A 13,891-nucleotide genomic window follows, 5' to 3' on the forward strand; every position below is an offset into this window, starting at 1 on the left:
ACGATCGGCGGTTTCCGCCCCCTCCACCGGCGAGGCGAAGGACTCTGCTCGATGCCCTTCCATCCGGCAGTTACCTCGTGCTGGGCCATCCGACACTCGAACCCGGCGGCGCCGGTAACGAGGAGGCGATAAGGTTCTGGAGCGACCGTGCCACTCCTCGATCGTGGCCCTCAGCCAGGCAGAGGTCGCGTCCTTCGCCGAGGGCCTGGACCTGCTGGAGCCCGGGATCGTGTTCTGCTCGCGCCGGCGCCCGGACCACCAGGCCGAACAGGGCCCGGAAGTGGCGCAGTTCGGCCTGGCCGCCAGAAAACCCTGATGATGGGCGGCCACTTGAGGCTCCTCGCCTCCCGTATCCGTCAGCCGCTCACCAGTCCCTGGACGGTGGACGCGGGGCTGATGCTGCTCGTGCAGGCCGCCGAGACCATCCCGTTCGTCGTCCCGCGCGCGCCGGCACTGCCGCCCGCCACTTGGGCGTCGTACGGCCTCACGACCCTCGGCGTGCTGCCCCTGCTATGGCGGCGCCGGGCGCCGGTGACCGTGCTCACCGCGGTCCTCGCCGCGCAGGTGCTCTACCGGTTCACGCTCGACGGACCTGGGCAGCCCCTGCCGTACAACGCGCTGGTGGCGCTCTACACGGTCGCCGAACTGACCCCGGCCAGGTGGCGCATCCCCGTGGCTGCCGGAACGCTTGCGCTGATATTCCCTTCGGTGGCGCTCAACTCCGGTGAGGCCAGGGAACTGCTGTTCTCGCTGTTCCTCTTCGGCGCGGCGTACGGGTTCGGCCGGCTCACGCACACCCGGAAGGCCTACACGGCCGCTCTGGAGGACCGGGCAACTCAGCTGGAGCGGGCGAACCGCATCGAGGTGGAGCAGGCGGCAGCGGCCGAACGGGCCCGGATCGCACGGGAGATGCATGACATCCTCTCGCACGCGGTGAGCCTGATGGTGGTGCAGGCGGAGGCCGGCCCCGTCACGGTCCGTACGGCGCCGGAGCGTGCCGAAGCGGCGTTCGAGGCCATCTCCGAGACCGGGCGGGACGCGATGACGCAGCTGCGCAGGATGCTGGGGGTGCTCAGGCAGGACACGGAGGCCCCGGAGCCCGCGTCACGCAAACCCCTGCCCGCTCTGGCCGATCTTCCGCTGCTCGTGGAGCAGGTGGCCTCGGGCGGTCTCGCCGTCGAGTACGTGACCGTGGGTTTTCCGGGGTCCCTGCCGCCGGCCACCGAAGCGACCGTCTACCGGATCGTGCAGGAGTCGCTGACCAACGTGGTCAGACATGCCTCCGCGGAATCCGCAACGGTGTGCGTGGAGCTGGGCGCCGAGACCGTGGAGATCACGGTCACCGACAACGGCAGGGGAGCCGCCCTCGGCACCGGCGGCAGGCCGGGCGGGAGCACGGGGCACGGTCTGATCGGGCTGCGAGAGCGGGCCGCGGCGCACGGCGGGACCGTCCAGACGGGCCCGGGCCCGGACGGCACAGGGTTCCGGGTGAGAGTGCGGTTCCCGCTCGCTGATGTCTTCATGGAGGTGGACGGGTGACCATTCGGGTGGTGGTGGCCGACGACCAAGAGCTGGTACGCAGCGGCTTCGCCATGATCCTCGACGCCCAGCCCGGCATCGAGGTGGTCGCGGAGGCGGCTGACGGGGAGGAGGCGGCGGAAGCCGTGCGGCTCCACGGCGCGGACGTTGCGCTCCTGGACATCAGGATGCCGGGCACGGACGGGATCGAGGCGTGTCGCGCCATCATTGCGGCAACCGACTGCCGAACGATCATGCTCACCACCTTCGACTCCGACGAGTACGTGTACGAGGCGCTCCATGCGGGGGCGAGCGGCTTCCTCCTCAAGGACGTCAGGCGCGACGATCTGGTCCACGCGGTGCGGGTGGTGGCCGAGGGCGATTCCCTGCTCGCCCCCACGGTGGCGCGCCGGCTGGTCGAGGAGTACAGGAGCCGGCCCCGGCCGGCCTGGGCGCCCGCGTCGGACCGGCTCGACGCGCTGACCGCCCGCGAGCGCGAGACCCTGCTGCACCTCGCCAGGGGACTGTCCAACGCCGAGATCGCGGCCGCGCTGACGGTCAGCGAGCACACCGTGAAGACCCATGTCGGCAACGTGCTGGCGAAGCTCGGGCTCAGGGACCGCATCCAGGCGGTCATCTGCGCGTACGAGACCGGACTCGTCACCGCGGGGGGACCGGCCGCCGCCGGGCTCCCCGTACGCGATCCCTCACCCGGAGGAGGCGGGCCCGCCGGCTCCCCCGTGGGGGCGAGTCGACGTGCGCACCAAGACCGCTCGCCCGGGCGATCCGCTCGGGGGCTGTGATCAACAGGATGGCAGGCAACGGCTCGCGCCGTTTCCCGTCGTCAGGAGATCACAAGATGAACGCCCGTACCCGTGCCGCCCTGCCCGCTCTCCTCGCCCTGACCGCCGTGGCCTTCTCTGCGGCCCAACCGGCTGTGGCCACTCCGCCCCTGTCGCCGGCCTCTTGTACTTCCGCCGCGCACACGGGCGGGCTCGACACCGAGGCGTTGTGCGCGGCGCTCGGCACCTTGCCCGACTCCGACACCACCGCCGCGCTCGTACGCGTCGGCGGCACGGACGGCACGTGGCGCGGCAGCGCGGGCGTGCACGACCTGGACAGCGGACGTCCAGCCGATCCGCACGGCCGCTTCCGGGCCGGCTCGGTGACCAAAGTGTTCACGGCAGCGGTGGTCTTGCAGCTCGCCGCCGAGCGAAGGGTGGACCTGAGCGCGCCCGCACGCCACTACCTGCCGACACTGATCCCCACGGCCTACAAGGACGTCACCGTGCGGCAGTTGCTCAACCACACGAGCGGCATCCCGGCGGCCGACATGCCGGGCGACACCATCGAGGAGGCCTACGCCCACCGGTTCGATCTCTACACGCCCGAGGAGATGGTGGAGAACGCGACCGCGAAGCCGACCGAGTTCGCGCCCGGCACCCAGCAGCACTACCTCAACATCAACTACACCGTGCTCGGTCTGCTGATCGAGAGGATCACCGGACATGCCTACGAAGAGGAGGTCGGCCGGCGCATTCTGAGGCCGCTGCGGCTTCAGAACACCTCGTACCCCGGCACCGATCCGCGCATCGAGGGACCCCACAACCACGGCTACCAGGCCTTTCCACGCCCCGACGGCTCGACCGAGCTCCGCGACGTCACGGTGTGGGGCCAGACGCAGGGCTACGCGGCGGGCGACATCATCTCCACCACCGCCGACTTGGAACGGTTCCTGCAGGCGCTGTTCATAGGTCGTTTGGTGCCTCGGCCGCAACTGGAGGAGATGTTCACCCTGCCCGAGGCGTCGGTGCGTGAGTACGGCTCGGGCGCCCCGGCCTCCTACAGCGCAGGGCTGTCCAAGATCAATCTTGGCGGCCGCGAGGTCTGGGGTAAGACGGGCAGCCGGTACGGCTACACCAGCGTGATCGCCGCCACCCGCGACCTGTCCCGCACGATGGTGATGAACGTCGGTGCCACGGACGCGAAGGGCGAGGACATGAACTCCACCGAACTGGCCTTGGTAGTGGCTGCGTTCGGGGCTCCGTCCGCTTGAGCCCGGTGGCGCTCCGCGCCCCGGAGTCATCGCGATGGCGCCTCCTCGCCACGCCCGGGGCAAGCCCGAAGAGGGGTGTGGCACGACGAACCGGCCCCACCACGCCGTCGAGGAGGCGCGTCGGGGCCGGTTCCGGTTCGGGTCGCCGCCACCCCTACGGGCCGGTGCCGGCGTCGGCTACGGGGTCAGCGGTGGCACTCCTGATGGGCGGGGCGCCAGACGCGGGTCCACTTGCCGGGGTGCCAGCGGTGGTGCCGGTCCCGGAACCCCGGGTGCCACTGCCGTGCCCAGTGGCCCCCCACCTTCGCGCAGTGGTGCGACGCTTTCGGCGGCCGGTGGTCCTGCGGAGCGGCCGACGCCGTACCGACCGTGCCGACGACCGCGCCCGCGGCCAGGGCCACCGTTGCCGCGCCCAAGGCCGCGGCCCTCTTCAACCCGTTGATCATGTTCAGGCCTTTCCGTACGAACCGGGGCTGACGCCCCGGGACTGCCCGGCCCGTTCGGCCGGGCATGCACTGATCCTCACCCTCCGAAGCCGCCAAATCACCGCAGAACACCGCTTCTCATGAAATGCAATTCAATTTCTCATCAGGCTCAAATAGTCATATATGCGCGTCAATGGTGTAGTTCCTCACGCGTCGCCGCCCTACACATGCAGCGCCGCTCGCGGGTCACGGCGCAGTGCCCCACCTTGATGCGATCGGCCGTCGTCGAGAACACACAAACCGGGCCTCGGAGTTCCAGCTGTACAGCATGGTGGTCAGGTGGCGGTGGCCACTGCGTCCGACAGTGGCGAGTGTGCCGAACTACTGCTCGCCGAGCAGCGCGGAGATGGCTTCGGCGGGCGGTGGCGAGGCGCTGGTCCGTGAGTCATGACCCGAAATCGGTGTCCCGGACCGCTCAGTGGCGCGATCACGTGCCAGTTGGGCGCGGTCCCGAAGAAGGACGGGGCAAGTATGACGACGCTACCTCCGCGATGGAGCACGCGGCAGAGCCGACAGAGCCAACGCACCGGACGCCGTGATCACCGGGAACCACCGCCTCACAAGTTCGATCGGGGTTCCGGGGCGACTGCGTCCGCCCCAGGGAACCAGGGGCTCAGGCACAATCAGAGCCGTGCCGACACCTCCTGACCCCGCTGTCCTGTACCCCGACGTCGCGGCCTGTGGCAGCCTTGCCGCAGCGCTCCGGGCCGCGGCGGGAGGTCGCCTTGACGCCGTTCCCGTCCGGTCCTCGGACCTGGTCCATGCGGTCGTGCCAAGCACCTTGCCGCACCGAGAACCGCTGGAGATCAGCGCTTGGTCGTACGAACGCCGCTGGTCGATCCGGGGCACAGAACCGTTCCAGAGCCTGGCGCTCATCGACGGCAGGACAGAAAACCTGGCAGAAATCGCCACTGCCGCCCGGGCGTGGCACGATGGGGCGGCCCTGCACGACATCCGCCGAGCGGCACCCTTTGTGCACTTGACCGGACGGCTCGAGGTACCCGACCACGATCCCGAGCGGTTGACGGAATCCGAGTGGCAGGGCCTGCGCCTCGAGGCGGCCGAAATGGAGTACGACTGGCACGAGACGCACCAGTCCCTGATCGAGGCGGCGTACGCCGAGCCGGCCCTGCGCGCCCTCTACCCGTTCACCAGCCACTGGGCGCTGCGCTTTTCGACCACAACCCGCCCGCGCCTGACCGTCGTTGGACCGTACCTGGCCGCGAAAGGCGATGGCACGTACGGAGTGGGCAGGAGCATCGCCAAAGAGGACCTCGGCGTCTTCACCACGGCGAAGGAGGCTGTGGCACTGGCCGTGCACCATCTACCTCCCGGGGTGGCGCCAGTCGCGCTCGGCGGATGAAGCTACCGAGCGCCAGGGCCCTGGCACATGACTGCCGCAGCCACTGCCCAGCAGACCTCACCGGGAGCCTCCACTCGGCAACACGGGAAATCCACGCGACACGGTCGGCGTTTGCACGACTGGCGACGCCAAGATCCAACGACTCCTGACCGCCCACGACCACTGAGAACAGCGGACTCAATCATCTAGGCTGTCGCCGTGCTCCTGATCCACGACGGGGAGGCCGCCCCTGACGCGCCCGTCCTCCGTACCGGCGGAGTCCCGCTCGTCCCGGTGGGCTTCGTGTGGCCGACCTGCCGGAACTGCGCCGGGGCCCTGCAGTTCCTCGCGCACCTGCCCGTCGACGGCGGGGCGGTCGCCGTCTTCTTCTGCCAGAACGACCCGGGCATGTGCGACGACTGGGACGCCGCCGCGGGTGGCAACCGCGCCTACCTGTTCACCGGCCCGCTCGGTCCGGCCGCCGTCCCCGCCGAGGGTGAGACGCTGCTCGGCGCCGTCACCGCGCTGCGCCCGCAGCCCGTCGGCGTCGCCACGACGGCGCCCGTCCTCGGACGGCTGGGCGGCGAGCCGGACTGGCTGCAGAGCGACGAGACCCCGTCCTGTCCCTCCTGCGCCGCACCCATGGCGTTCACGGCGGAACTGGAGGAGGGCCACGACCACACCACCTCCGCGAACTTCGGCGGCGGCGGCATGGGTTACACCTTCGTCTGCCGTCCCTGCGAGAGGGCCGCGTTCCTCTGGCAGTGCTGACCGCGTCCCCGCCGCCACTCGGGACGCCCTCGTGCGCCTCTCGTGGCGACCGTCCCGGCCCATAGGGGTCGTAACGCGATCTTGAGTTGCGCGGGTGTCAGGAGCACGCGCGCCGTGGTCTCGGGTGCGGGCGCGATCAACTCGACGTTCTCATATCCAGGGACTCACTCCGACGCCCGGGAAAACGCCCCTATCAGGTAGGAACCCGTACACCATTTCCTTGGACGCAACCGCCTGCGTATGGCCCCCGGGCCATGCTCGACGCCTGCTCGAGCAGGGTATCGGCCAAAGATCGCGCCAACGCCCGGGGGACCGCTCCCGGGGCCGCCCGGAAAGGGAGGGGCACGTCGCCATCCGCGTGATGTCGGAAGGTGTGCAGAAGTGCCATGCCGTGCATGGATGAGGATTTGACAATTGCCGCAGGCATCAATGGGAACACGGAGATTTCTGCTGGTCATCGCTGTGTTCTCACGGCAGTTGAGGCGTCAATCATGTCCCATTAGGCCATAAGTGGACACCGCACGCATCGCTCGATACGGTCGAAATACAGGCGCCACAAATGCAGCTTTAATCCAACTGCGCACGCGAGGAAGTTGGCGCCGCAAGCCGGAAGCCACCGGCCCTCATGGTGCCCAGCGCATCGCGGTGTAGATACCGCTCCCCGGATCGCAACCCGCACCCGGGATGTGCCCTGGCCAGGTTCAGGCGCCATGTGCACGTACCGTCTCGAAGAAAGAGGATAGCTATGCGCGCGAAGCGAAGCATCGCGATCATGGCGAGCCCCGTCGCCGCGGCAGCACTGGCGTTCTCGCCGGCGCTGATGACGCAGGCGGCAGCCGACACCACAACCATCTCGGCAACGACGACCTCGCGAGCCGCGCTCCTTCCTGCGGACGACGCCTCCGAGGGCAAGACGAAGGGTGCGAAGGACGGCAAGCGGGACGGCCTCAACTTCAAGTGCGACTACCGGCACTCGTACGCTCCGGCAAAGGCCACGGAAGACTACAAGGACGCGTACGACCTGGCGTACCGCACCAGCTACGACAACTACTGTCGTGGTGAGACGGCTACCAATACGCCCGCAGGTGCCAACAACGCCTCCGAGGGCAAGGCGAAGGGTGCGAAGGACGGCAAGCGCGACGCTCTCACCCTCAAGTGCGACTACCGGCACTCGTACGCTCCGGCAAAGGCCACGGACGACTACAAGGACGCGTACGACCTCGCATACCGCACCAGCTACGACAACTACTGCTAGGAGCCTGGGCCGGTAACCGGCAAGCAGACCGATGACTGTGACCAGTGGTGGACCGGTCACGGCCATCGGGCTGGCCCCGACAGGATGAAGTTCCGGTGCCTGCTCACAGGGCCGCTGCACGGGCCGGCGCCCCGACGATGGCTCGCTTTGCGGTGGCGGTAGACGTCCGTTCAAGCCCTGCGGCAGAACAACACTCGCTTGGGGCTCTAGGCCTCAGCCCATTCCCGGTTCGCCCGCGGCCCTGTCACGGCGCGGATGGTGCGCCGCTGCCGAGCACGCCGTGTTCCGGCAAGCCGGCACGCGAAATAGACGAGGAACGAGATCGTCGTGACGTAGGGGCTGATGGGGATGCTGCTCCCGAGGGCGAGAAGGATGCCGCCTTCGACGGCCAGGATGGCGAAGAGCACGCTCAACAGCGGCAGGAGCACGGGGGAGGCGGTGACCCGTCCGGCCGCCGCCGCGGGAGTGACCACCAGGCTGAGGACGAGAAGCGCTCCGACGACCTGCACCGACAGGGCGATCGTGATTCCCAGGAGGAGCATGAAGGCCACGGAAAGCCCACGGACGGGCAGGCCGCGTGCTTCGGCGACCTGCGCGTCGGCGCTCGCGAAGGTCAGGGGACGCCAGATGACGGCGAGGGCGATCAGCACCACCGCGGACACGGTGAGCATCCATCCGGTCTGCGGGTCGTCGACGGCCACGATCTGGCCGGTCAGCAGGCCGAACTTGTTGGCCGCTCGCCCCTTGTAGAGGGCGAGGAACAGGACTCCGAGGCCGAGCCCGAACGGCATGAGGATGCCGATGACCGAATTGCGGTCGCGGGCGCGGGAGCCCAGAACACCGATCGCCAGGGCGGCGACGAGCGATCCGACGATCGAGCCCGCCACCACGTTCACCCCGAGCAGCAGGGCCGCCGACGCGCCCGCGAAGGACAGTTCGCTGATCCCGTGTACGGCGAAGGGCAGGTCGCGGAGCACCACGAAGACGCCGGCCAGTCCGCCGACCAGCCCCAGCACGCCACCCACGATGAGGGAGTTGCGCACCAGGCCGAGCAGAGCGCCGTAGTCCTGGAAGTTGAACATCTGCTGCCACATCTCGGCCGCCGTCATGGGAGCGCTCCGTCTGATTCGTGTGCGTCCGCGGCGTCGAGTCCCGGGTGGTGCACGGCCTGCTGGTCATGGGTACCGACGACGACGATCCTGCCCCGCACCCGCAGGACGTCGACCTGGGAGTCGTACAGGGCCGACAGGGATTCAGACGTCAGCACGTCCTCCGGGGTACCGGTGCGGTGTCCGTGAGGGGCGAGGTAGAGGACCCGGTCCACCAGGTCGAGGACGGGGTTGATCTCGTGGGTCACGAACATCACGGCGGTCCCGTGGTCCCGGCGCCTGCGGTCGATGAGCTCGGTCACCGCCCGCTGGTGGTGGAGGTCCAGGGAGAGCGTGGGCTCGTCGCACAGCAGCACACGGGGATCGGTGGCCAGGGCCTGGCCGATGCGCACGCGCTGCCGCTCGCCGCCCGAGAGGGTGCCGAGGGGCGCGTTCGCGTACGCGTACGCGCCGACGGACTCCAGGATGGCGTCGATACGCTGCCGGTTGGCGGCACCACGTCGGCGGAGCCCGAACCGGTGCCCGTCCAGGCCGTAGCCCACCACATCGCGGGCCCGCACCATGTCGTGCGCCGTGGCCGTTCCCTGCTGCGGCACGTACCCGATGTGGCGCGCGGCCCGCCGGGGATCGTCGCCGAGCACACGCAGGGTGCCTGAGGAGAGCGGCCGGCGCCCCAGAAGGGCGTGGACCAGACTGGTCTTGCCGGAGCCGTTCGGTCCGAGCACCGCCCAGAACTCCCCAGGCGAGACGTCCAGATCGAGATCCTTCCAGAGGGTGCGGTCCCCGTACCGGAGACCGCCGTTCCTCATCTGGATCAGCGGTGCCGGACTGCCGTGAACGTCCGCGTTCCCGGTGCGGGGCCCGGGGACCGGCGGCGAGGGCTGCCAGGTCACTTGTTCAGGGCGTCGGCGAGCGCGTCGACGTTGTCGCTCATCCACGTCAGGTAGTCCTTGCCCTCGGGCAGGGTCTCGGTGACGGGCACCACGGGCACACCGGCCGCCTCGGCCGCCGACTTGACCTTCTCCGTCGGGGCGCCGGAAGTCTGCTCGTTGTAGACGAGGGCCTTGACCCTCTTCCCGGAGAAGAGGTCCAGGGTGGCCTTGAGTACCTTGGCGGACACATCGTCGCCCTCCTCGATGGCCTCGCTGAACTCCTCGGGTGTCCGGTTGGCCAGGCCGGACGCTTCGAGCAGGTAGACCGGCACCGGCTCGGTGATCGCCACGCCCTCGCCGTCGTGCGCGGACTTGAGGGCGGCCTCCTTGCTCTCCAGGGAGCTGAGGCTCTTCTTGAAGGCGGCGGAGTTCTCGGTGAAGGTGCCGGCGTGGTCCGGGTCCGCCTTGCCCAGGGCATCGGCGATGCGGTCGGCGATCTTGCTCACGGAGGGGAAGTCGTACCAGACGTGCTCGTTGAGTTCCCCGCCAGCCGGGGCGGTCCGGCCCGAGACCTCGACGGCGTTGATGACGTCCGCCGAGGCGTTGCCGCTCCCCAGCATCCGGTCGACGAAGTCGTCGTACCCGCCGCCGTTCTCCACCACGACCTTCGCCTTGGACAGGGCGAGCTGGTTGCGGGTGTCGGCCTCAAAGGAGTGCGGGTCCTGGTCGGGGTCGCTGATGATCGAGGTGACGTCGACCCGGTCGCCGCCTATCCGCTCGACGATGTCGCCGTAGACGTTGGTGGAGGCGACGACGGTGACCTTGGACGCGGAATCGCTGCTCTTGGCACTTGCAGCGTCGCCGGAGGAACCGCCGCAGCCGGTCAGCACGCTGAGCGATGCGGCACCGGCCAGCAGGATGGCGAGGCGGGAAGAGGACTGGGACATGAAGGAAGCCTCCAAGGGCTGCGAGGGGGAGCTGTTGAGGGGGCGTACGGTCACACGCTCACGAGCAGCTTAGATGAAAATGACTACCAGTTTCGACAGGGGGTAGGCAAGAGCATCTTGAAGGTCGCCCCGCACGGCCTGAGTGCGCGAATGGCGCGCGGGCGGTCCAAGCCCGGCCGGACCGGAACTGTGGGCGGCTTGTGGCCGTCGGGCTGCTCGTCGCCCCTTGCCCGGCACGTGACGGCAACTGTCGCCGCTCCCTCGCTCCTGCACCCTCGGCTGGTCAAGCGTCGACCCCCGCCCACGGTCGGAAGCGGCAGGGCGAACCCTGCCCCCGAGCCCCCGTGCAGCCGGTTTTTGAAACGGAAACCATTTTCATATAGCGTGGCCTCGACCTTCCCAAGGAGTGATCTGTCGTGGCCGTCCCGAAGCGCAAGATGTCTCGCAGCAACACCCGCCACCGTCGGGCTCAGTGGAAAGCCATCCCTGCCGAGTTGGTCCCCGTCGTGGTGGACGGCTCGGTGTACCGGGTTCCTCGCAGGCTGACCAAGGCCTACGAGCGTGGCCTGCTGCGACCGGAGAGCTGACTCGCGTGGCACACGACCGACTGCCCGTGACGGTGTTGTCAGGCTTCCTGGGCGCGGGTAAGACCACGCTGCTCAACCATGTGCTGCGCAATCGTGACGGCCTTCGCGTCGCGGTGATCGTCAACGACATGAGCGAGGTCAACATCGATGCCGCGCTGGTGCACGGTGGCCAGGCGGCCCTGTCTCGCACGGAGGAACGCCTGGTCGAGATGACCAACGGCTGCATCTGCTGCACGCTGCGGGACGACCTGCTGGAGGAAGTCGCCCGGCTGGCCGGAGAAGGCCGTTTCGACTACCTGCTCATCGAGTCCAGCGGCATCTCCGAGCCGATGCCGGTAGCAGCCACCTTCGCTTTCCCCCGCGACGACGGCGCAACGCTCGGCGATCTGGCTCAGCTGGACACCATGGTCACCGTGGTCGACGCCGCGAGCTTCCTGCCCGAACTCACCGGTGGGGACGGTCTCGTCGAACGCGGACTCGACCAGTACGAGGACGATCAGCGTACGGTCAGTGACCTGCTCACGGATCAGATCGAGTTCGCCGACGTCATCGTCGTCAACAAGCTGGACCTCGTAGACGACCACGCCGCCGCCCGACTGCAGGCCACGCTCATGCGCCTGAATCCAGCTGCGCACGTCGTGCCGGCCCGGCACGGGCAGGTCGACCTGCGTGAGGTGCTCGGCACCGGGCGATTCGACCTGGAACGAGCTCAGCAAGCTCCGGGATGGGTCATGGAACTCAACGGCGACCATGTGCCGGAGACCGAGGAATACGGGATCTCCAGCACCGTCTTCCGCTCCGAACGCCTCTTCCACCCAGGCCGCCTGTGGGCCTTCGTCACCGAAGCCCTCGACAGTGGCGCTTTCGGACAGGTCCTGCGTTCCAAGGGCTTCTTCCGCCTGGCCAGCAGGCCGCAGGTGACCGGGCTGTGGTCACAGGCCGGTTCCATCGCACGGTTCGAACCATCAGGCACGCTGGAGGCAGGCTCGAGCCACGCTCAGGAGCTGGTCTTCATCGGAGTGGGCCTGCGCCCGGAAGCCCTGCACGCGGCGCTGTCGGCCTGCCTCATGGCCGACGGGGGAGACGTCGCGATCACCGACCCTTTTCCCGAGTGGGTCGTCCACGAGGTGACCGACGCCTGCGAGCACGAGCACGCAGGCCAGTTGACGCAGTCCCCCTAACTCCCGGGCCGGGCAGTGGTCGCAGCCACGGCACTGCCCGGTCACGGGCCCTTTCGCCCGGCCTGACGTTGCGGGGTGCCGCCGTGTCCCTGGTATCACTTCTGGGTTCGCGTATTGGCGACAGCCATGTACGGGTTCGCGAGGGAGTCGACTCGCTGGACCCGTACGGCATCCAGGGCCGGGTTCGCGGGCGTTTCACAGCAGCCACCATCCGACGCTCGCGCCGCAGAGCACTGCCGTGGTCCAGGTGACCGCGGGGAAGCGGAAGGCGAAGGCGCGGCTGAACGTGCCGGACTGCAGGGCGATGAGTTTCAGGTCGACCATGGGGCCGAGGCCCATGAAGGCGAGTGCGGTCGGGCAGAACCCGGTGAGTCCTGTGGTGGGACTGTCAGTGGGTGTGCCGTTCGAGCCAGGGGACGATGTGGTTGATGTAGCTGTCGATGTTGGACAGGGGTTTGCCGGGCAGGACGGCGATCAGGTGCTCGATGCCGAAGATCTGGTCCCAGATGCGGGCGCGCCTGTAGGTGTCGTGGTCGACGGCGTCGTGGATGGTGTCCCAGCCGTGCCAGGCCATGCAGGCGGCGTCGATGGCGGGGTCGAAGGGCAGGGCGAGGTCCCAGTCCAGGACGCCGATGAGTTTGCCGTCGGGGCTCCAGTGGACGTTGGAGCCTGCGAGGTCGCCGTGGACGAGTGCGTCGGGTACGGGTTCCAGGGCGATCGCGTCGTCGAGGCGGCGCCGGCCGTCGTCGCGCCACCGTGCGGGCAGGCGGGGGATGACGTCCTCGGCCAGGATGCCGGCCCAGCCCCGTGTGGGGGTCTGGTCCTGGGCAGCGGTCAGGGCCTGGCGGAGGTCCGCTGTAAGGGGGACTTCCCGCAGGGCCCGCAGGAGTTCTCCGATCTGCTCCGGGTCCCCTTCTCCTTCAGGCAGTGCGACGCCGTCGATCCAGGACACGGCAACGGCGGCACGGCCGTCGAAGACCGCGACCGGCGTGAGCGGCTCCGGTACGGCGAACGGCAGACCGGCGGCCCCGATCGCCTGCAGCAGTTCCATCCGGCGTGGCAGGGCTTCCGCCGCCGACGGACGCTTGCTGATCCGCACGGCCGCGATGCCGGACAGCAGCACGACATGATGGACGTTGCCATCGGCAGCCAGACGCATCCGATCCAGGGGAGCGCCCGGCAGAAGCGCATCGACAATCTCCAGCAAGTCCGCGGGTACTTCGCCGCTCATGATGAATGCTCTCCCGTGTCGCCGAGGCCCGGCCCCTGTCTCGTCGCCACGAAGGCTAGTCGCTCACTCGCGTACAGCTGACCTGCGTCGAATGCCGCGGGTGAGAGGGCGATGAGCCGGGTCGACCTCGAGGCCGCGCAGGGGGCCAGACTGAACTCTTCCTGAGAGCCCAGCCCACCCGCTCACGATGGTGGTTACCAGCGCATGCCGAGTGCGTTGGGATGATGCCGTTCAACGTTGGGCAAGAGCTGTGCGTCCTGCCAAGGCACGGAGACTCCGCACGACACTGCTTGAACCGGGGTATCGGACTCCGTGCCGCGAGCACACACGGCCGTTCCTATCCACGTGATCAAGTATCCGTACCCTCTGGCCATGGCCTTCCTCCTTTCGGGAGGGCCGCCAGGAGTGGCGTCCCACGAGCGTGGGCCACTCCATCTGATGGCATGCGCCATCAGATGGAGTAACCCGGATTACAGCGCACGAAACGGCACAAACCGCCACCCTCGCGACGAGGTCGGTGACGCCGTGGTCCGGGCG

General features: G+C 68.8%; 14 protein-coding genes and 2 pseudogenes. 9 read left to right on the plus strand and 7 right to left on the minus strand.

The annotated features are described in order from the left end of the window. Nucleotides 1-38: 38 nt before the first annotated feature. From OG937_38260 to OG937_38275, 4 genes and pseudogenes are all read left to right on the plus strand, one after another. Nucleotides 39-316: pseudogene (locus OG937_38260) on the plus strand (SAM-dependent methyltransferase). Further along, nucleotides 316-1,539: a histidine kinase gene (locus OG937_38265; GenBank protein ID WUD77137.1), complete on the plus strand. Its 1,224-nt coding sequence runs from the start codon at nucleotides 316-318 to the stop codon at nucleotides 1,537-1,539. The pseudogene OG937_38260 and the gene OG937_38265 overlap by 1 nt, the downstream one beginning before the upstream one ends. Beyond that, a complete protein-coding gene (locus tag OG937_38270) occupies nucleotides 1,536-2,321 on the plus strand; it encodes a response regulator transcription factor (GenBank protein ID WUD77138.1) in 786 nt (261 codons plus the stop codon). Before OG937_38265 ends, OG937_38270 begins: the two co-directional genes overlap by 4 nt. Nucleotides 2,322-2,377: 56 nt before the next feature. Next, nucleotides 2,378-3,574 (plus strand): beta-lactamase family protein, encoded by a 1,197-nt coding sequence (locus tag OG937_38275; GenBank protein ID WUD77139.1) that lies wholly within the window; start codon nucleotides 2,378-2,380, stop codon nucleotides 3,572-3,574. Nucleotides 3,575-3,759: 185 nt separating this feature from the next. Here OG937_38275 and OG937_38280 read toward each other — a convergent pair whose 3' ends face one another. Together OG937_38280 and OG937_38285 are read right to left on the minus strand one after the other, a co-directional pair. After that, nucleotides 3,760-4,020, minus strand: coding sequence for a hypothetical protein (locus OG937_38280; protein WUD77140.1), 261 nt, complete (start codon nucleotides 4,018-4,020; stop codon nucleotides 3,760-3,762). A gap of 203 nt (nucleotides 4,021-4,223) precedes the next feature. Then, a pseudogene (locus tag OG937_38285) lies at nucleotides 4,224-4,448 on the minus strand (pyridoxamine 5'-phosphate oxidase family protein). A gap of 380 nt (nucleotides 4,449-4,828) precedes the next feature. Between OG937_38285 and OG937_38290 the strand changes: the two are divergent. The 3 genes from OG937_38290 (at nucleotide 4,829) to OG937_38300 (ending at nucleotide 7,427) form a co-directional block, all read left to right on the plus strand. Further along, a complete protein-coding gene (locus OG937_38290; GenBank protein WUD77141.1) occupies nucleotides 4,829-5,422 on the plus strand; it encodes a DUF6193 family natural product biosynthesis protein in 594 nt (197 codons plus the stop codon). Nucleotides 5,423-5,620: 198 nt separating this feature from the next. Further along, nucleotides 5,621-6,172: a hypothetical protein gene (locus tag OG937_38295; protein WUD77142.1), complete on the plus strand. Its 552-nt coding sequence runs from the start codon at nucleotides 5,621-5,623 to the stop codon at nucleotides 6,170-6,172. Nucleotides 6,173-6,917: 745 nt separating this feature from the next. Continuing rightward, nucleotides 6,918-7,427, plus strand: a complete 510-nt coding sequence (locus OG937_38300; GenBank protein WUD77143.1) for a hypothetical protein — start codon at nucleotides 6,918-6,920, stop codon at nucleotides 7,425-7,427. Nucleotides 7,428-7,633: 206 nt separating this feature from the next. Here OG937_38300 and OG937_38305 read toward each other — a convergent pair whose 3' ends face one another. The 3 genes from OG937_38305 to OG937_38315 all read right to left on the minus strand — a co-directional run bounded on the left by OG937_38305 (nucleotide 7,634) and on the right by OG937_38315 (nucleotide 10,355). Further along, on the minus strand, nucleotides 7,634-8,536 hold the full coding sequence (locus OG937_38305; protein ID WUD77144.1) for a metal ABC transporter permease: 903 nt from the start codon (nucleotides 8,534-8,536) through the stop codon (nucleotides 7,634-7,636). Next, a complete protein-coding gene (locus OG937_38310; protein ID WUD77145.1) occupies nucleotides 8,533-9,345 on the minus strand; it encodes a metal ABC transporter ATP-binding protein in 813 nt (270 codons plus the stop codon). Before OG937_38310 ends, OG937_38305 begins: the two co-directional genes overlap by 4 nt. An 80-nt stretch (nucleotides 9,346-9,425) precedes the next feature. Next, nucleotides 9,426-10,355 carry a zinc ABC transporter substrate-binding protein gene (locus OG937_38315; GenBank protein ID WUD77146.1) on the minus strand — a complete coding sequence of 310 codons (930 nt, stop codon included), beginning with the start codon at nucleotides 10,353-10,355 and terminating at the stop codon, nucleotides 9,426-9,428. A gap of 416 nt (nucleotides 10,356-10,771) precedes the next feature. On the opposite strand from OG937_38315, the gene rpmF reads away from it, so the two are divergent. Beyond that, on the plus strand, nucleotides 10,772-10,942 hold the full coding sequence (gene rpmF / locus OG937_38320) for a 50S ribosomal protein L32 (GenBank protein WUD77147.1): 171 nt from the start codon (nucleotides 10,772-10,774) through the stop codon (nucleotides 10,940-10,942). A gap of 5 nt (nucleotides 10,943-10,947) precedes the next feature. Further along, nucleotides 10,948-12,123 carry a GTP-binding protein gene (locus OG937_38325; GenBank protein ID WUD77148.1) on the plus strand — a complete coding sequence of 392 codons (1,176 nt, stop codon included), beginning with the start codon at nucleotides 10,948-10,950 and terminating at the stop codon, nucleotides 12,121-12,123. 195 nt (nucleotides 12,124-12,318) lie between these two features. On the opposite strand, the gene OG937_38330 is transcribed toward OG937_38325, so the two are convergent. Together OG937_38330 and OG937_38335 are read right to left on the minus strand one after the other, a co-directional pair. Then, the gene (locus OG937_38330; GenBank protein ID WUD77149.1) at nucleotides 12,319-12,462 is read right to left on the minus strand and encodes a hypothetical protein; all 144 of its coding nucleotides are present in this window, start codon (nucleotides 12,460-12,462) and stop codon (nucleotides 12,319-12,321) included. A gap of 49 nt (nucleotides 12,463-12,511) precedes the next feature. Next, nucleotides 12,512-13,282 (minus strand): aminoglycoside phosphotransferase family protein, encoded by a 771-nt coding sequence (locus OG937_38335; GenBank protein ID WUD77150.1) that lies wholly within the window; start codon nucleotides 13,280-13,282, stop codon nucleotides 12,512-12,514. Between the last annotated feature and the right edge of the window lie 609 nt (nucleotides 13,283-13,891).

It is taken from the genome of Streptomyces sp. NBC_00510 (assembly GCA_036013505.1).
GTDB lineage: Bacteria > Actinomycetota > Actinomycetes > Streptomycetales > Streptomycetaceae > Actinacidiphila.

Excerpts from the sequence above, each read along its gene's own strand:
- OG937_38310 (WUD77145.1), bottom strand. The coding sequence starts at position 9,345 with ATGAGGAACGGCGGTCTCCGGTACGGGGACCGCACCCTCTGGAAGGAT.
- OG937_38280 (WUD77140.1), bottom strand. The coding sequence starts at position 4,020 with ATGATCAACGGGTTGAAGAGGGCCGCGGCCTTGGGCGCGGCAACGGTG.
- OG937_38305 (WUD77144.1), bottom strand. The coding sequence starts at position 8,536 with ATGACGGCGGCCGAGATGTGGCAGCAGATGTTCAACTTCCAGGACTAC.
- OG937_38275 (WUD77139.1), top strand. The coding sequence starts at position 2,378 with ATGAACGCCCGTACCCGTGCCGCCCTGCCCGCTCTCCTCGCCCTGACC.
- OG937_38300 (WUD77143.1), top strand. The coding sequence starts at position 6,918 with ATGCGCGCGAAGCGAAGCATCGCGATCATGGCGAGCCCCGTCGCCGCG.
- OG937_38265 (WUD77137.1), top strand. The coding sequence starts at position 316 with ATGATGGGCGGCCACTTGAGGCTCCTCGCCTCCCGTATCCGTCAGCCG.
- OG937_38315 (WUD77146.1), bottom strand. The coding sequence starts at position 10,355 with ATGTCCCAGTCCTCTTCCCGCCTCGCCATCCTGCTGGCCGGTGCCGCA.
- OG937_38330 (WUD77149.1), bottom strand. The coding sequence starts at position 12,462 with ATGGGCCTCGGCCCCATGGTCGACCTGAAACTCATCGCCCTGCAGTCC.
- OG937_38335 (WUD77150.1), bottom strand. The coding sequence starts at position 13,282 with ATGCGTCTGGCTGCCGATGGCAACGTCCATCATGTCGTGCTGCTGTCC.